Source organism: Pseudoalteromonas lipolytica, assembly GCF_003515105.1.
In the GTDB taxonomy this organism is placed as follows: domain Bacteria; phylum Pseudomonadota; class Gammaproteobacteria; order Enterobacterales; family Alteromonadaceae; genus Pseudoalteromonas; species Pseudoalteromonas lipolytica.
In genome coordinates, this window is the sequence record NZ_CP032090.1 from 947,418 (window position 1) to 965,637 (window position 18,220).

Annotated in this window: 11 protein-coding genes, 5 tRNA genes, 1 other RNA gene and 1 pseudogene; 12 read left to right on the forward strand and 6 right to left on the reverse strand. The window is 41.5% G+C overall.

The window, feature by feature from the left end; translation table 11 throughout:
• Window positions 1-91 precede the first annotated feature (91 nt).
• The 4 genes from D0907_RS04350 to trmB form a co-directional block, all read right to left on the reverse strand.
• The gene (locus D0907_RS04350) at window positions 92-613 is read right to left on the reverse strand and encodes a YfiR family protein (protein ID WP_036970447.1); all 522 of its coding nucleotides are present in this window, start codon (window positions 611-613) and stop codon (window positions 92-94) included.
• Window positions 613-2,235 carry an ATP-binding protein gene (locus D0907_RS04355; protein ID WP_036970444.1) on the reverse strand — a complete coding sequence of 541 codons (1,623 nt, stop codon included), beginning with the start codon at window positions 2,233-2,235 and terminating at the stop codon, window positions 613-615. The genes D0907_RS04350 and D0907_RS04355 overlap by 1 nt, the downstream gene beginning before the upstream one ends.
• A gap of 118 nt (window positions 2,236-2,353) precedes the next feature.
• Entirely contained in the window at window positions 2,354-3,382 is a 1,029-nt protein-coding gene (locus D0907_RS04360; RefSeq protein ID WP_065978407.1) for a methyltransferase, read from the reverse strand.
• A 17-nt stretch (window positions 3,383-3,399) separates the two neighbouring features.
• On the reverse strand, window positions 3,400-4,125 hold the full coding sequence (trmB, locus tag D0907_RS04365; protein ID WP_074989461.1) for a tRNA (guanosine(46)-N7)-methyltransferase TrmB: 726 nt from the start codon (window positions 4,123-4,125) through the stop codon (window positions 3,400-3,402).
• A gap of 384 nt (window positions 4,126-4,509) precedes the next feature.
• Here trmB and mutY point away from each other — a divergent pair, with 384 nt between their 5' ends.
• Window positions 4,510-5,586 carry an A/G-specific adenine glycosylase gene (mutY, locus tag D0907_RS04370; RefSeq protein WP_371915640.1) on the forward strand — a complete coding sequence of 359 codons (1,077 nt, stop codon included), beginning with the start codon at window positions 4,510-4,512 and terminating at the stop codon, window positions 5,584-5,586.
• Window positions 5,587-5,601: 15 nt separating this feature from the next.
• Complete coding sequence (locus D0907_RS04375) at window positions 5,602-5,874, forward strand: oxidative damage protection protein (protein ID WP_036970432.1); 273 nt, start codon at window positions 5,602-5,604, stop codon at window positions 5,872-5,874.
• A 25-nt stretch (window positions 5,875-5,899) separates the two neighbouring features.
• Here the strand turns inward: D0907_RS04375 and D0907_RS04380 are convergent, their stop codons facing one another.
• Window positions 5,900-8,662 (reverse strand): ATP-binding protein, encoded by a 2,763-nt coding sequence (locus tag D0907_RS04380; protein WP_075593842.1) that lies wholly within the window; start codon window positions 8,660-8,662, stop codon window positions 5,900-5,902.
• A 265-nt stretch (window positions 8,663-8,927) separates the two neighbouring features.
• Here D0907_RS04380 and D0907_RS04385 point away from each other — a divergent pair.
• The 8 genes and pseudogenes from D0907_RS04385 to D0907_RS04420 all read left to right on the forward strand — a co-directional run bounded on the left by D0907_RS04385 (window position 8,928) and on the right by D0907_RS04420 (window position 15,593).
• Window positions 8,928-9,003: transfer RNA gene (locus D0907_RS04385), tRNA-Phe, on the forward strand.
• Between the two features lie 74 nt (window positions 9,004-9,077).
• Window positions 9,078-9,153 (forward strand) — tRNA-Thr (locus D0907_RS04390).
• Window positions 9,154-9,188: 35 nt separating this feature from the next.
• Window positions 9,189-9,264: transfer RNA gene (locus D0907_RS04395), tRNA-Phe, on the forward strand.
• Between the two features lie 57 nt (window positions 9,265-9,321).
• Window positions 9,322-9,397, forward strand: a tRNA-Thr gene (locus D0907_RS04400).
• Between the two features lie 27 nt (window positions 9,398-9,424).
• A tRNA-Phe gene (locus tag D0907_RS04405) sits at window positions 9,425-9,500 on the forward strand.
• A 305-nt stretch (window positions 9,501-9,805) separates the two neighbouring features.
• Window positions 9,806-11,234: pseudogene (locus tag D0907_RS04410) on the forward strand (efflux transporter outer membrane subunit).
• Entirely contained in the window at window positions 11,215-12,513 is a 1,299-nt protein-coding gene (locus D0907_RS04415) for an efflux RND transporter periplasmic adaptor subunit (protein WP_075593843.1), read from the forward strand. Before D0907_RS04410 ends, D0907_RS04415 begins: the two are co-directional and overlap by 20 nt.
• Window positions 12,513-15,593, forward strand: coding sequence for an efflux RND transporter permease subunit (locus tag D0907_RS04420; RefSeq protein WP_065978401.1), 3,081 nt, complete (start codon window positions 12,513-12,515; stop codon window positions 15,591-15,593). Before D0907_RS04415 ends, D0907_RS04420 begins: the two co-directional genes overlap by 1 nt.
• Before the next feature lie 335 nt (window positions 15,594-15,928).
• On the opposite strand, the gene ssrS is transcribed toward D0907_RS04420, so the two are convergent.
• Window positions 15,929-16,112: non-coding RNA, 6S RNA (gene ssrS, locus D0907_RS04425), on the reverse strand.
• Window positions 16,113-16,306: 194 nt separating this feature from the next.
• Between ssrS and D0907_RS04430 the strand changes: the two genes are divergently transcribed.
• Together D0907_RS04430 and pepP are read left to right on the forward strand one after the other, a co-directional pair.
• Window positions 16,307-16,870: a UPF0149 family protein gene (locus D0907_RS04430; RefSeq protein ID WP_036970422.1), complete on the forward strand. Its 564-nt coding sequence runs from the start codon at window positions 16,307-16,309 to the stop codon at window positions 16,868-16,870.
• A gap of 20 nt (window positions 16,871-16,890) precedes the next feature.
• A complete protein-coding gene (gene pepP / locus D0907_RS04435; protein ID WP_075593844.1) occupies window positions 16,891-18,210 on the forward strand; it encodes a Xaa-Pro aminopeptidase in 1,320 nt (439 codons plus the stop codon).
• Window positions 18,211-18,220: the final 10 nt, after the last annotated feature.

Genomic DNA, 18,220 nt, shown 5'->3' on the forward strand with positions numbered 1-18,220 from the left:
TTCGGAAATTTTATTTACAAAAATTCGGTATTATCAAGCAAAACCGAATACTAGAGATTATAGGAGTAGATCCAATTGTTAACAAGTAAAATCAATTTGGATAAAACTTAGCCATAGCTAACAATCGAGATTGCACTTTAAAGTTCTGCTGCAATACGTGCTGCTTATTGATATACAGTCGGATTTTATTCCCTTCTTGAACCAGAGAGGCTATGCCGCCGTTTTCTAAAAAACTGATACTTTCACCTATTGTTAAAGTATCCAATGAAATTGTATCGGTCCAAAGTGGAAGTATATCATTTTCTAATGTTTCATCAATGTATGTGATATCACAAAGTTGAGAAAGTTCAGAAATTTGCTGAGTTTTTTTAACTAATATCACATTAATTGGTTTGTTGTTAATTTGCAGTTCATCTCGGTCCTTCATAAATGCACCAGGACCACTATTTAAACTGTAAAAACAAAATGACACAGGGCGTGCAGTGTCATCATGTGTGAACTCAACAAACTTCGCAATTTGAAATAAAAATGCCGATTTTACTTGGTCAGGTGACTTAGCCTGCGCGGGGTATGTTATAAGCACTAATACAAATAGATAAAAGAGCGCTCTCATTAAACTGCACCTTCGTTCAATGGCAGAGTAATAATAAAGTGAGCGCCTTCATTACTTAGCTCATCGTAAATAATGCTGCCCCCTAATGCTTGGGTAACTAAATTATAAACGAGGTGCATGCCTAGACCACTTCCACCTTCGCCACGTTTGGTGGTAACAAAGGGATCAAAAATTCGTTTTTTAATCGATTTGTCTACCCCAACGCCATTGTCGAAATAATGAATGACTAAGCTGCTCTCATTACGCTCAACGTCAAAGGTTATTTCGTTATTTTGATTGTCAGTAAAAGCGTGTATCACGGAGTTACTTAACAGTTGTTGTAAGATCTGTTGCAGCGGCCCTGACTTTGTTTCGATGCTAATGTCGTGACTGCAATTAATGTTTACTTTAGGGCTGCGGTATTCAATTTCTGAACGCATTGAGAGCACAACATCACTTAATAGGTTATGTAAGTTAACCAGAGAAGTCATTTCGCCATCTTGGTTTACAGCCACCTTTTTGAAGCTCGACACCAGTTCGGCAGCGCGGTTGAGGTTACGATAAATTAAGTCGAGGTTTTCAATGCCATCATCTATAAAGCGTTTTAAATGTGCCGATGTTAAGGTTTTTTGTTCAAACAGCGTATTGATTTCAGCCAGCTTGTCACGCAACAGCGTCGACCCGGTTATCCCCAGACCAATTGGGGTGTTAACTTCGTGTGCGACCCCTGCAACCATTTGGCCCAACGAAGCCATTTTTTCGTTTTCAACGATTTGGTTTTGATATTGATGCATTCGCTCAAGGGTGTTGAGTAGCTCTTGGTTTGCTTCACGAAGGGCAATGGTTCGCTGATTTACTTTTTCTTCAAGGCTTTGGTTGAGTTGTTTTATCTCTTGTTTGTCTTTTTCATGGCGCTCAATTTGTTTTTGAGTGCGCGCAAGCATGATGTTTAAGCTGCCCGCGAGTTGATTTATTTCATCAATATTGGTTTTTTGCGCGCGCGTTTCATAATTATGATTTTTAGAAACGTCTTGCAGTAACACACTCAGCTCATCAATGGGGTTTGCAATACGCTTTTGAATACTTCGCGCAACAAAAAACACTAATACCAATACGAACAGCGTCAGTAGGATATCAATCATAATTTTATGATTAATGTATTCATTTAATCGGTCTAGACCACCGCGAATATACACATAGCCAATGGTGTTCCCCTCGTAAACGATAGGGGTAACAAGCTCAATAACCTTATCTTTAACATTAGGTACTAATAAGTCATTAATACTACCTACTTTAATTGGAACGGGCGGTGTTTTGCTGGCGTTAAAGCTACTGAAAAAAACCGGTTCATTAGAAAGCTCGTCAATAGAGTAAATATGAATGTTTTTTATTAAAGGCACTGACTCAAATGATTTTAAGCGCTCAGTTTCTGTTTCGTTATCGTCGAATAGCACGGTAACTTGTGCGTTGTATGCGACAATTTTAGATAAAATAGTAATCTTATCGATGATGAGTGATTTTTGCTCTTTTACATCAAGGTAGGTCGAAATAGAAATAGATAGCGACAAACAGAGTGCGGTAACTAACATTACTGCGTTAGTTAAAGCTTTGCGAATACTTGTTTGTGCAGAGAATATTGACATGCGCTGTCTAAAGCCAATCTTTTTAGTATTATTAGTAACTTCTTAGTCTAGCAAAGACAACAAAAAGTAACTAAATAATAAGAAAAATATTTCAACAACCAATATTAATTAACGAAAACTAAGCCGCTGAGTAAACTGAAAACTTAGTATTTTTGAAGTCAGTTGTGTATTGACCAAATTGTGCTTCAAGAATAGGAGGGTATTTCAAAAAGCTGTTCGCGACGATTGTAAGCTTACCCTGTTTAGTAAGGTGTTGTTTTGCATTAGCTAAAAACGCTTCAGCAATTGTGTAGTCGGTCGCAATGCCGGTATGAAAAGGTGGATTACTGATTATTAAATCAAATTTACCATCAATACTTTCAAGACCATCACTTAATATTGCGTCACCTTGTAAATTGTTTAACGCAAGAGTCTGTGTGGTTGCATAGGTTGCAAGTGCGCTGACATCACTGCAAGTAAACACAAGGTCAGGGTGTTTAATTCCTAGATAGGCGGCAATTACACCGGCCCCACAAGCAAAATCGAGTACTTTACCTTTACTGATATTAGGGGCGTTATTTAATAACACAGCGGTCCCTACATCGAGTGCGCCATGGTTAAATACTCCCGGTACACTGATAGCGGTAAATTCAAGATCGCCCGCTTTAACTTGAAATGGCTTGTGGTAACGGCTGATATCAAAACTATCGTTTAATGTCAGCTCAGAAAAAAGGTATAGAATACAGTGTTTGGCGCTATCGATTTTGTTACTAAAACCACATAAATCCTTAAGCTGCTTTTCTGCTGACTTAACGCCACCTTTGTTTTCACCAACAATAAGAAGCTGTGCATCTTCTTTACAAATAGCGCGAATATTATCAAGACACATTAAAGCTTCAGGCTTCGCTTTAGGGTAGTAATAGATAACTAAGTCGTAATTCCCTTCAGGAATAGTGTGATCAACCACCGCGCGTATGCCATTAATTTTACTGGCATACTGTGCATTTGCGTGGTTATAGCTAAATGCAGTTATGGCCGCATTTGGGTTTAATGCTTTTAGCTCTCGTAAAAAGCCATCTTGTTCAAAGTTAACCACTAAAATGGATTGCCCAACTAACTCTTCGTCGTTGCGAAGTAATAATAAACTGGGGTTGGTTAACTTACTCATTCTGGCTTTACCTTATGTTACTTCGTACGTTCAAACATTAAATCCCATACACCGTGACCTAGACGGTGACCGCGTTGCTCAAATTTAGTCAACGGGCGAGAATCAGGGCGAGGAACATAATCGTTTGTTTCAGATTGGTTTTTGTAACCTTCTGCAACTTGCATAACTTCTAGCATGTGTTCTGCGTAATTTTCCCAGTCTGTTGCCATATGGAAAACCCCACCTATTTTCAACTTGCTACGTAGTTTTTGTGCAAATTCAGGTTGCACGATACGACGCTTGTGGTGACGCTTTTTATGCCATGGATCAGGGAAAAACAGTTGCAGCTTAGATAAGCTTTCATCGGCAATACAGTCAGCCAACACTTCAATAGCATCGTGCTCAAATACACGTAGATTGGTAATACCCGCTTCATCGGCATCCATTAAACATGCACCCACACCTGGGCGATGTACTTCGATACCAATAAAGTTTAACTCAGGGGCATTTTTGGCCATTTCAACAAGTGATTTACCCATACCAAAGCCGATTTCTAATACGATATCGTTATCGTTACCAAAGACGTCTTTCAGGTCGAGCATGCCGTTTTTATGCTCAAGGCCCATTGTTGGCCAACACTTTTCGATGGCGGCTGCTTGGCCTTTAGTTAGGCGACCTTCGCGCTTAACGAAACTACGAATAGTGCGGATATATTTACCCTCTTGCTTTGCTTGCTCGAGGTTAGGGTTACTTGAGTCATTCATATAATTTGGCCTGATAAAAACACGGACTATAGAAAAAGGGTGCGTATTATCCCTGACCAGCGCCTTGAGTACAATAGTTAGGACCTGTTTATCTTTCGAGATTAATTTTGCTGGAGTGAATTTGATATTGAGGCAAGGCGGAGTTTATGACGTGGAGAGGGGGCATAATTGGCAAAAGCGCTGTGTCGCTGTTAAATACGCGAATAAATACGCGAATAAATATGCGAAGCGCTTTTGCTCTATTTAAGGACGGATTAACACTTATATTAACTCTTATTTAATCCTGTAAGGGTAACACGCCTCGATGCTGGGTTTTCACTTGCTTGGCCTAACTAACTGCAATAGACTGAGCCGCAATGAGCTTCAGCAAGTAAAGATGTTATTTTGAATTTAAGCAATAAGGAGTCAACTTGGTTTGCTAACCAAGTGGTTGACTGGTATCACCTTCATGGTCGTAAGACACTGCCATGGCAGTTAAATAAAACCCCTTACAAAGTATGGATCTCCGAAGTGATGTTGCAACAGACGCAAGTGATCACTGTTATCCCATACTTTGAGAAGTTTATGCAAAGCTTCCCTGATATTATCGCGCTCGCTAATGCTGATGAAGATCAGGTATTACATCACTGGACTGGGCTTGGTTATTACGCCCGTGCCCGTAATTTACATAAAACAGCAAAAATAGTCCGTGATAAATACCAAGGCAAGTTTCCTACAACCCTCGAAGAAGTCATGGATTTACCTGGCATTGGCCGCTCGACTGCAGGCGCTATTTTATCGTTATCGCTGGGTCAACATCACCCTATTTTAGATGGTAATGTTAAGCGGGTTCTTGCGCGGTTCTTTATGGTTGAGGGCTGGTACGGGGTTAAAAAAGTTGAAAACCAGCTTTGGTCGTTATCGTCTCAGTTAACCCCCAAAGAGTCGGTTACTGAATTTAACCAAGCCATGATGGACTTAGGAGCAAGTCTTTGCTCTCGCAGTAAGTTTGATTGTCAGCCATGCCCGTTAAAGAGTAAATGTCAGGCATTTAATCAAGGTAAAGTGAAAGAGTTTCCACACTCAAAACCTAAAAAAGCGGTGCCTAAAAAAGCGTGTCATCAACTTATTTTAGCCTGTGACAATAAAGTATTAATGGAAAAGCGGCCAAGTAGCGGTATTTGGGGAGGTTTATTTGGCTTTTTTGAATTTACCGAGTACAGCGAGTTAGAACACTTTTTAGCACAACATGGTTTAACTGGTAACACGCAAGCACTTGAGGCATTTACCCATGTATTCTCGCATTTTGAATTAACCATTAACCCACATGTGCTAACCTTACCGGCAATTCCTGATTTTATTAACGAGCACCAACTTGTTTGGTATCCGCTTGACGAATCGGTTGAAGTTGGGTTGGCTGCACCCACTAAAAAGCTGGTTAAACAATTAAGCACAATAGATTACAATAGCATCACGCAATAAGAGTAGAGAGCAATTATGGCACGTACAGTATTTTGTCAAAAGTTACAAAAAGAAGCTGAAGGCTTAGGCTTCCAACTATACCCAGGTGAGCTTGGTGAAAAGATTTTCAACAACATCAGCAAAGAAGCGTGGGGCCAATGGCAGCATAAGCAAACAATGCTGATCAATGAAAAACATTTAAATATGATGGACCCAGAGCACCGTGCTTTTTTAGAAGAGCAAATGGTAGGGTTTTTATTTGAAGGTAAAGACGTAGAAATTGAAGGCTACCGTCCACCTGAAAAATAATAGAAAAGGGCCAAAAGGCCCTTTTTTATTGCTCGGTTTCAGCTTTTTTAATTTGCTCTTTGAGAAACTGCGCTACCTTAGAGTACTCAATTTCAAAACCATCACGCAGCTCAATTAGCTCATCGCTGGTTGGCTCTTCGTTTTTGCAAAAGTGCTCAAATTCAGCGGCAAGCTCGGCGACTTTCATCGCACCAATCGTTTTCGAAATTGATTTTAGCTGGTGGCACGACGAAATAATGCTGTCGATGTCATGTTCAATGACACCCGCATTAATATTTTTAGTCAATTGATTACTTTGCTCTAAATACATTTTAAAGAAGCGCAGTTTTTTAGCCTCATCGTTATTAATATATTTAGCGAGCATGTTCATATCGATAGGCATAGCTGATTTTTTGGCTTCAACCGATGTGCTTTGTGGATTTCTTTTGTTAGACCACTTTAATAAGGTGGATTCAAGCACATTTAATTCAACAGGCTTAGTGATGTAATCATTCATACCAATGCTCAAGCAACGATCTTTTTCACCTTTAAGCGCATTTGCTGTGATTGCTACTATATACGGTTGTGCATTAATGTCTTCTAGCTGAGAAGCTTCTTCGCGAATACTTTTTACCATGTCGTAACCTGACATTTTTGGCATGTGTAAGTCGGTGAGAATAATCGCATAGTGATTTTTTCGCCACAGCTCTAAACCTTGTTGGCCATTTTCTGCCAACTCGACCCCGTAACCGAGTAAATGAAGTTGGTCAGTTAACACTTGCTGGTTTAAAACATTATCTTCCACTAACAGAATAAGCTTATTTTCCTCGCGCGCTTGTTCAACGCTTAAGTAGTTGTTAAATGTTTTTGCAGAAGTAATTTGCTTTGGCTGATGTAAGCCCGCAGCAACAAGTAGCGACATCATAAAGTTAGACTTACACAGTGGGGCAGCATTTAAATAGAAAATATTTTTATGATTAACGGCTGCTTCATCTAATTTACTGAGAACGATTACTTGTTGGTGGTTATCTTCTAGCGTGTAAAGCAGGCGGCGCAATATATAATTAATGTCCTCCATGCTTTCGATCCCATCGAGAACCCAAATAATATCTTTACTGTCTTGTTCTGCTTCTATTTTTTCGTTGCTGTCGGCAATGACGGCGGTGGCCCCCATAAACGAGAGATAGCGCGTTAATAGTTTTTTACGGCCATCATGATTCGTAACAACCACAACGCGCTGATCTTTAATGACGTGTTTATGTGCAAAATCGACTTTACCTTGCGTGCTAAAAGGAAGTTCTACAATAAATTCACTGCCGATACCCAAGTCACTGGTGACAGAAATAGTGCCCAGCATAAGCTCTGTTAAGCTTTTACAAATGGATAACCCTAGGCCTGTTCCACCGTATTCACGCGTAATTGAGCTTTCGGCTTGTATAAAGGGATTAAATATTTCGCCAAGTTGTGCGCGTGTCATCCCTTTGCCATTATCAGAAACACCAAAGCGTAAGGTGTAGTGATCGGTGGTATTTTGCACCACTTCTACTGATATTTTTACGCAGCCTTTACGGTTATCATCGGTGGTGGTGAACTTAATGGCGTTACTACATAGGTTGTACAGTACTTGGCGTACGCGAACAGTATCTCCAATCAGGTTGGTTGGAATGTCGGGGGCAATGGCAAGCTCAAGGTCAAGATCGCGCTTTCTCGCGACAGATGACAACACCCGCGCGACCTCTTCAATGGTGTCTGACACTGAAAATGGCGTATTATCTATATTAAGTTTACCCGCCTCGATTTTAGAAAAATCAAGAATATCATCCAAAATTCCCAATAATGAAAACGCTGAGTCTCTAATAATGGTGCTTAGTCTATGTTGCGCTCCATCAAGTTCTGTTTGACGCAGTAAATCAATTGTACCAATCACGCCATTCATGGGAGTGCGAATTTCATGACTCATGGTTGCTAAAAAGGTCGTTTTGGTTTCGTTTGCTTGTTCTGCTTTTAAGGTGGCTTGTTCAAGGGCCAGTGTTCTGCTTTGTACCTCTGCTTCAAGACCGCTTTGTAGTTTTTCTAAGTCTTGCTGAGCGGCTTTGTTTTCGGTAATAACCGACAACACTTTATTAAGTAATTGATTAATATTTTTAGCGACTTTATCTAAGCCAAAATCGAGCTCTTCTGACACCTGCGTTTGATAATCGGCATTTTGTGTTATTACCATTAATTCGTTGCTGAGTGATTCGCTGTTTTTCATAAAACGTTTATTAATTAATACACTCAAGGCAAATGATAAAATAACTAAAGCTAAAAGCGTTAAACCCGCGAGGGCATACGAGAGCGCGGCTGATTCTATGATTGGTTGCTGCTGTGGATGTTGTTTTACTATAAGCTCACCAACGGGTTGATCATTCAGCTCAAGCACCGTATGAATAATTGTGCCTTGAGCAAGTTGCTGGTCCACTTTACTTGAAGCGATAAGCGCCTCTTTGTTATTAGCGTAGACAAGCGATGCATCGCCATTAATTTCGTATCTATATAAGTAGTAATCAAAATCTTTATTAAGCAATAGGCTTAAATCGAGTACTTCTTTAACTTTATCTTGTCCAGGCATAGTGAGTGCGCTGATAAGTGGTGCAGATAATAACTCTGAAACTTCTATTGCAGTTAAGCGAGGGGGCTCTGTTTGCTTCGGCGCGTTACTGGTTGGGTAAAAGGAGTAAGCAACCACCGCTAATAGGGTGATAACTACGTTTGTTATTATAAAAAGAGGTAATAGGCCTTTTACAGTAGAGGTCGATTTACTCGGCATGGGTCTTATCCAATAATTTTACAGCAAAATTAAGCAGTTCCTTGATGGTAGAACAATCCTACCATCAACGAAGAAAAATTCACCACGTTTTTACCTAAGGAAACCAAATAACAATTAGAGTAAACTATCAGAAAGCGTCAGTTTGATGCTTAAATAACCGTAAAAGTATTAAAAATAGCAATCTTGATGGAAAACTGTTCAAACAGTTATAAAGCTCAAAAAAAAAGTTGACTTGCGAAGGCAAAACCCGTTTAATACGCCGCACGCCCAGATAGCTCAGTCGGTAGAGCAGAGGATTGAAAATCCTCGTGTCGGTGGTTCGATTCCGCCTCTGGGCACCATTATTAAAAATATTGGTGTTTTAAATCAAAAGATTATAACATTAATATAGTGCAGCAGCACACAGCTTTAGTGTGCCGACTTAGCTCAGTTGGTAGAGCAACTGACTTGTAATCAGTAGGTCATCCGTTCAACTCGGATAGTCGGCACCATTTATTAAAAGTCTAGTTAATTAACTAGTTTTTAAGCCCAGATAGCTCAGTCGGTAGAGCAGAGGATTGAAAATCCTCGTGTCGGTGGTTCGATTCCGCCTCTGGGCACCATTATTTGATAATTACTTTTAAAGTGATTATAGTGCACAACGCACACAGTTTTAGTGTGCCGACTTAGCTCAGTTGGTAGAGCAACTGACTTGTAATCAGTAGGTCATCCGTTCAACTCGGATAGTCGGCACCATTTATTAAACAATTAGTAAATTGTTATGCCCAGATAGCTCAGTCGGTAGAGCAGAGGATTGAAAATCCTCGTGTCGGTGGTTCGATTCCGCCTCTGGGCACCATTATTTAAAAGCCTCGCTATTGCGGGGCTTTTTTGTTTCTGTTGCAAAAAATAGTAACAAGTAATGGTCATAGGCTTTGAGTGTTAAACCGGTCGCTCCTAATACAGTTTCACTCATGGTTGCTTTTTCTCCTCAAATTGCTCCCAGCTTACGTTTGAACGTTGTAACTCTAATCTCATCGCTAAATACCTGCCGTTTATCGTACTACAACGTCAACGAGTGTAATTTTATGTAAAGTCAGTTGAGCAAAACTTAATGCAATGCTTGAATTACACTCATAAATAGTTATTTTTCAGGTTTTTATGATGAATTGGCAATGTAGGCCAAGTTTAGTTGCCTTAAGTGTGGTTTTGCTAAGTGCATGCGCAAGCCAGCCAACGAATAGTGAACGAGTACCAGAACTTGAAGCTATACCAAACGCTTGGCAACAACTAGACAGTGCTTCAAAAGTATTAGCTGTGAAGGGTAATTGGTTACAGCAGTTACAAGATCCACAGGTGCTGAGCTTAGTTGAACAGGCTTTAGCGAATAATCAGGGGATTTTACAAGCGGGTTATGATGTTGCAATTAAAGAGCAACAACTCGTTGCTGCGGGTGCGGCTTTGTGGCCAAGCTTAGACTTATCAACACGAACTAGCCGCAGTAAAGATAACCGCCCGGTAAATTACAATAATGCAAGTTCAGCATCACTTGAGCTCGGATACGAAGTTGATCTATGGGGTAAGTTGTCGGCGTCAGAGCGCCAAGCTAACTTAGAATACTTAGCAGAGAAAGCGTCGTTTGAGCAAGCTAAGCAGCAGTTAGTTGCTGATGTTGTTTCGGGTTGGTTTAATGTGATCAGCAATCATAAATTGCTCGAACTTTTTAAGCAGCGCGAACAAAATGCAGAACAAAACTTATCAATCATTGAATCTGGTTACCGCCAAGGTCTAAACGAAGCACTGGATGTTTACCTTGCTCGCAATGAGCTAAATACAGAGCGTTCAAACATTGCAGAGCAGCAAGCTACGTTAACAAAATCAATTCGTGATTTAGAGCGTTTAACAGGGCAATACCCCAGAGGAGCGCTTACGGTTAGCGCAGACTTACCTTTACTTGATAATGCCATACCACTTGGTTTGCCGTCTGAGCTTATTACCCGTAAACCTGATTTAATGGCCAGTTGGTATCAATTACTCAGCACCGATGCCGGTCTTGCGTATGCGCACAAACAGCGTTTTCCAAGCTTGAACTTATCAGCCTCAATCAGTGATAGCACTGATCGAATGAGTGATTTATTTTCGCCTTCAAGCCTTGCTTGGTCTTTACTTGGCAGCATTTCGATGCCGTTATTTGAAGGCGGACGTTTAAAAGCGAACGAAGAGCAAGCTAGGCTCAATGTTAAACGCCAAGAACAAGTTTACTTAGCGACTCTTTATGATGCATTTAACGATGTTGAAACAGCAATAAGCCAAGAGCAAGCGCTAAAAGTGCGTTACGAAAAAACACTTGAAGCACAAAAAAATGCCATCGCGGCAGAGCAACTTGCTTTTGAGCAATATCAAAGTGGTTTGGTAACGTACACCACGGTTCTGGATGCACAAGACCGCTCTTTTAACGCACAAAGTTCAGTTATTCAAATTAAAAACCAACTTATCATCAACAGAATCAACTTACATATTGCCCTCGGGGGTGATTTTAGTGAAGCAAACACCGAAGTAGCAGAGCAATAATCATGAAAAGCAAAACTCGTAAAATATTAATTCCACTCGTAGTGATAATCGTGACGGTACTTTTAGTGATGTTTATAAAAGGGAATCCGCCGCAAGCTAATCGCTTTTCATCACCTCCTAAAGCAAAAGTGAATGTTGCTGTTGAGAGCCTCACACCGCAAAGCTTTCAAATTATGATCGACAGTTTTGGTACAGTTAAACCGCGCACACAGAGTAAGTTGGTTGCGCAGGCCTCAGGACAAATCATTAAAATAAGTGAGCAATTCCGTGAAGGGGGCTTTTTTGAAAAAGGCGATGTACTTGTACAGCTTGATGATAGAGATCACCGCGCTGAAGTTAAATCAGCGCAAGCCGCACTATTAACCGCTGAACAAAGTTTACTTGAAGAGCAAGCGCGTGGCCGACAAGCAATGACAGATTGGCAGCGCTTAGGTAAAGGCGAAGAAGCGAGTAGCTTAGTACTTCGCAAACCTCAACTGGCAGCCGCAGAGGCGAGTGTATTATCGGCACAAGCCAACCTTGAAAAAGCAAAACTTGATTTAGAGCGAACTAAAATAACCGCGCCTTATGCAGGACGAGTGTTAAGCCGTAGTGTTGATTTAGGCCAAGTTGTTAGCAATAACATGGAAATAGCCATTATTTATGCTGTAGATAGTGTTGAAATTAGGCTACCGATTAAAAATAAAGACTTACCGTTTATTAATTTGCCGGAGCAATTCCGCGATGGTGCTAAAAATAGTGCGGGTTCACTTGTCGAGTTCAGCTCAAACCTAGTAGGCAAACAGCATTGGCAAGGCCAAGTGATTCGTACCGAAGGTGCGATTGATGAAAGTGCTCAGCAACTTTATGTTGTGGCGCAAATTCACGACCCGTATAAAGCCACAAGCGATAACCAGTACCCCATTAAAATTGGTCAATATATTAAAGCGCAGATTAAAGGTAAAACCGTTGAGAATGCTTTAGTTATTCCAAACAGTGCAATTTACCAAGGCAGCTATGTGTACACCGAGGAAAAAGGGGTTTTACGTCGAAAAGACATTACTTTGGCTTGGCAAAATGCAACTCAGGCAATCGTGGCTGATGGTTTATCGGCTGGAGATAATTTAGTGCTTACACCACTTGGGCAAGTAAGTTCAGGTACGCAAGTAACGGTAATGGGCAGCGAAGCTTATCAAGCTACGCGCGCCGATACACCGCGACTAAGCCGCGAAGAGCTTGAAAAAAAAGCAAAAGAGCAAGGCATTACGGTTAAAAAATTGATTGAGCAACGCCGCGCCGCTCGTGAGCAAGGAGCGCAATAATGATAGCTTGGTTCACAAAAAATCATGTTGCAGCTAACTTATTGCTGATCAGCATTTTATTAGCGGGGTTATTTAGCGTTTCAACGCAAATACCGCTTGAGGTGTTCCCATCATTTGAATCTGATCGCATCAGCGTCAGCGTCTCATTACGTGGCTCTACACCTGAAGATGTCGAAAAAGGGGTCACGATCCGAATCGAAGAAGCGGTGCAAGATTTAGAAGGTGTAAAACGCATAACGAGCCGTTCAGCTGAAGGCTCGGCTTCTGTCACAATTGAAGTCGAAACAGGTTATGACCCGCGAGAGTTATTAGCGGATATAAAAAGCCGAGTCGATGCGATTAATACCTTTCCGGTTGATGCTGAAAAGCCAATAGTGTCGCTCGCTGAATGGAAACGTGAAGTAATAGCGGTCACCGTTTCAAGCATTTATGGTGAAAAAGAAACCTTAGAATATGCAGAAACAGTGCGCGATGAATTGTTGCGCCTACCTAGCGTGACTCAGGTTGAGCTAAGTGGGGTGCGCAATTATGAAATTGCTATTGAGGTAAGCAAAGATACCTTGCGTCAATACGATTTAAGTTTGTCGGATATCTCTTCTGCTATTCGTAATTCAAGTACCGATGTCTCAGCAGGTAACTTAAAAACAGAAGGGGGCGATGTGCTTATTCGCTCTAAAGGGCAGGCATATCGTAAAGATGAGTTTTCAAAGATTGTAATTAAGCATCAAGCAGATGGCACGATCATTCGCTTGGGAGACATTGCTAGCATTAAAGACGATTTTGAAGAAACCCCGGTACGCACGCGTTTTAATGGTAAACAAGCCGCCTTTATTGATGTTTATCGTATTGGCCCACAAAGTGCGATTGAAGTCGCTGATGCCGTGAAAAACTTTATTGTCGCACAGCAAGATAACCTGCCTGAAGGCTTCGAATTAAGCTACTGGGATGATGACTCAGAAGTGGTAAAAAGTCGTATTGCAACCCTCACCAGCAATGCGATTCAAGGTGGTATTCTGGTGCTTGCTTTGCTGACACTGTTTTTACGTCCCGCTATCGCATTTTGGGTGTTTATTGGTATACCGGTATCGTTTATGGGGGCATTTTTAGTGATGCCACTATTTGGTATCACATTAAATGTTATTAGTTTATTTGGCTTTATTTTAGTGCTGGGTATTGTTGTGGATGATGCGATTGTCACCGGCGAGAATGTCTATACCCACTTAAAAACAGCCGAAACAGGCGAGCAGGCTGCAATTCGTGGTACACAAGAAGTAGCGACCCCAGTGACATTTGGGGTATTGACTACGGTGGCAGCATTTTTACCGCTTGCCTTTATTGAAGGTGCGCGTGGTGCTATTTTCGCGCAAATCCCCGTGGTGGTTATTCCTGTATTACTGTTCTCGTTAATTGAGTCTAAGTTTGTATTACCGGCACATTTAAAGTATTTAAAGCTGCGCCACGAAAAGGGTGAGCCTACTAAGCTGGAGCGCTTACAACAGCGTTTTGCCGATGGCTTTGAGCATGCCATTATGAAATATTACCAACCGCTGCTTAATCACGCTCTTAAGAATAAACTGGCAACAGTCAGCTTGTTTGTGGGTATTTTCGTTATTATTTTAACGTTAATTACCAGTGGCTGGACAAAGTTTGTGTTCTTCCCGCGCATTCCAAGTGAAACAGTGAGGGCATCAGTAACATTTCCTGCGGGTACACCGTTTGAAGTCACTAATAAATACGTGATTAAAATGTCTGATAAAGCAAAAGAGCTGCAAGATAAGTACCGTGACGAAGACGGTCAAAGTGTTATTTTAAACATTTTGGCTACTACAGGTGGCCGTGGTGGCGCGTCTAATTCGGGGAGTGTTCGGTTTGAAATTATGCCAGCAGAAAAACGCGAATCAGACATTGGCTCTCGAGAACTTGCGAGTGAATGGCGCGATTTAATTGGTATTATCCCCGGTGCGGAAAGCGTAACCTTTCGTGCTGAATTTGGTCGAACATCGAGCCCTATCGACGTACAGCTAACAGGCAATTCAATATCGACACTTGAGCAAGTTGCAGAAAAAGTAAAGCAACGTTTGGCAACATACCCAACAGTGTACGAAATTGCCGACAGCATGTCCGATGGTAAAGAAGAGCTGCAAATTGAGCTAACAGAGCAAGGTTTAGCGCTTGGTTTGAATCGCGTTGATGTGTCGCAGCAAATACGTAACTCGTTTTTTGGTGCGCAAGTACAGCGCATTCAGCGTGGTCGTGACGATGTACGTGTTATGGTGCGCTTACCCATTGATGAGCGTCGTTCAGTAGCCGATTTAAAAGATATTCTTATAAATACACCTAGCGGTGGTACGGTGCCATTGTCGCATGTTGCCACTTTAGTGCCGGGACAAAGCCCGTCATCAATTTACCGTATTGACCGATACCGTACGCTTAATGTGACTGCCGATGTTGAAAAGTCAAACACCAACATGACAGTGCTGCAGGCAGACCTAAAATCGTACCTTGATGAACTAATGCAGCAATTCCCAGGTGCAGACTATTCGCTTGAAGGTGAAGCTAAAGAGCAGCGCGAGTCATTTGGGTCGCTTGCTTGGGGGCTGGTGTTTGTGTTTTTCATTATTTATGCGCTGTTGGCAATACCGTTTAAATCGTATATGCAGCCATTGATTGTCATGAGTGTTATCCCCTTTGGCATGATAGGTGCGGTAATGGGGCATTGGATCATGGGGATGGAGCTTACCATTATGAGCTTGCTCGGTATGCTGGCCTTGATTGGCGTGGTTGTGAATGACTCACTGGTGCTGGTTGATTTTATCAATAAAAAGCGCGAGGAGGGCGGTGACCTTCTCGAAACAGTTAAAATGGCGGGAGCATCGCGTTTTCGCCCAGTAATGCTTACCAGTTTAACCACTTTTATTGGTTTAATGCCGTTGTTATTTGAAAAAGCCACACAAGCACAATTCTTAATTCCGATGGCGGTAAGCCTTGGGTTTGGGATTATTTTTGCAACCCTTATCACCTTATTACTTGTTCCGGTTAATTACTTATTGATGGAACGTTTTCAGGGGTGGTTTAAATAGGCTTGAGACTAGGTACTCGTTATTAGATTCTAAATACAAGTACTCAGTGCTATAACGCGGGGTAAACCTGCTGCTACAGGTAAAAAGGTGGCGGCGGGTTTATTCCGCGTTTTTATTCGTAGGTAGATTCGAGCGTAGCGAAATCAAGTAAGTTAGCAAATTCTAAAGATTAAAGATAAACCGAAGAAGACCTTTAAACGCCAAAAAATTAAATGCCAAATGGTCTAGGTGAGAATTTATTCTGCGTGCAAAAAATACAGTTTAGAAAAATATAAAATGAAAGTATTGATAGCTCGTAGCTCGTAGCTCGTAGCTCGTAGCTTGAAGTAATGAAGGTGTTCCCCAAGTATGCGGTGCCCGGTGTCAGTCCTGAAACCTTGAGGTTTCAGGGCGGGAATCTGCGGTCTACCGTAGGCTTCTCGGTACATGCCGAGCTTGCACAATAGTAAACGAACAGAAACCCTAACATAAAATTTATCGGCTCAGGGACTTAACCAAGCTCCAACACCCTAGGGAACATATTCAGTATATAAGACAAGTTTCAATCATTAAACCATAGAAACCAAAAAAGCGGATCGTTCGGGTAGTTTTTCCCCACCTTTAACGAGGCATTTACTTTTCAGATTGCTTTTTGACCTCAATCATACAATTAATTGGAGTTGCGATTTATCGAGTGGTAGCATGACGTTACTGAGACGAACAAAGAAAAAGTTATGAGCACGTTACCTGATTACCAGCAAGCGCAATTGCTATTAGAAAAAAATGAAATTTTTGTCGCACCCGCCGAAGCCCATGGCGTAATAAGTGGCTTACTTGCTTGTGGCATTAATATTGAAGCCGACGAGTATTTAGGCTTATTAAGCGATGTTTTCAATGATGGTTTAGCATTCAATACCGATCTAAAAGCGTTTTTTGCCACTATATATACACAGGTTGTGGCGAGTTTTGGTGACGATGAATTTCAGTTCGATTTATTCTTGCCAAGTGATGACGAGACCCTAGTTGACGTAGCAAACGGCCTAGTGTCTTGGGTATCGGGTTTTATGCTTGGTTTCGGTTTAAAGCAAAAAGACTATGGCAAATTGTCTGCGGACGTAAAAGAAGTTATTAGCGATTTTAGCGAAATTACTCGCTTGGATACTTTATTCGAAGAAACCGAAGAAGACAGCCAAGCACTACACGAAGTGATCGAGTACGTGCGCGTTTCTGCCTTATTATGTTTTGCTGAACTCGGTAAAGAGCAAACAGATAAAAGCACTAAAAAGACCCTTCACTAATTAAATTACAGAGGTTTAGCATGTTGTCTATTGCTATCGATAAAGCTGAATTTAAAGCCCGTCGCGAGCGTTTACTTGCGATGATGGACAAAAATAGCATCGCGATTATTCCTGCAGCTGCTGAAGTTACACGCAGTCGTGATACCGAATACGCATTTCGCCAAGACAGTGACTTTTTCTACTTAACGGGTTTTAACGAACCCGATGCAGTGTTAGTGCTTTGCCCATCAAGTGACACGCCAAGTACGCTTATTTGTCGCAATAAAGATAAATTAGCTGAAATTTGGCATGGCCGTCGAATTGGCTTCGAAAAAGCGAAATCTGAGTACTTATTCGACGCAACCTGTCCACTTAGTGAACTAGATGAACAATTATTAGATTTGGTGAACGGCCAGCAGATTTTATTTTATGCACAAGGCACTTACCCACATTTCGATACGAAAATTTGGGACTTATTAAGCACGCTTCGTGGTGCACCAAAAAAAGGTTACAAAGCGCCTCACACTATTAAAGATATTCGTGGCCTAGTACACGAAATGCGTTTATTTAAATCTGACGCTGAACTAAACATTATGCGCACTGCTTGTGAAATTAGTGCGCAAGGCCATATTCGTGCGATGCAATTTGCAAAACCAGGCGCAACTGAATATCAGCTAGAAGCAGAACTGCACCATCACTACGCAATGAATGGTGCTCGCCACCCAGCATATGGCACCATTGTTGGCAGTGGTGATAACGCCAATATACTGCATTACACACAAAACGACGCCGAACTAAAAGAGGGCGACCTAGTACTGATTGATTCAGGGTGTGAGCTTGAGGGTTATGCAGCAGACATTACTCGAACATTCCCTGTGAATGGCAAGTTTAGTGAGCCACAAGCCGCGCTTTATAATATTGTACTTGCGGCGCAAGAGGCTGCATTTAGCCAAGTGAAACCCGGTGGTAGTTTATCTAAAGCCAATGAACTGGCTTCAACGGTATTAACGCAAGGCTTAATTGACTTGGGTATTTTAACGGGTGAGCTTGATGAGCTAATGGCAAACCAAGCCTGTAAAGCGTTTTATATGCATGGCCTTGGCCATTGGTTAGGCCTTGATGTGCATGATGTAGGCGAATACAAGCTTGACGAAAAAGAGCGCGTATTTGAGCCAGGAATGGTCTTAACTATCGAACCCGGTTTATACATCAGCGAAGATACCAAAGCACCTGCGCAATACAAAGGTATTGGTATTCGTATAGAAGATAACTTACTTGTCACAAAAGAGGGTCATGAAAACCTGACACTCTCAGTACCTAAAACTATCAGTGACATTGAAGCAGTGATGCAAGGCAAATAAAGGCTAGGAG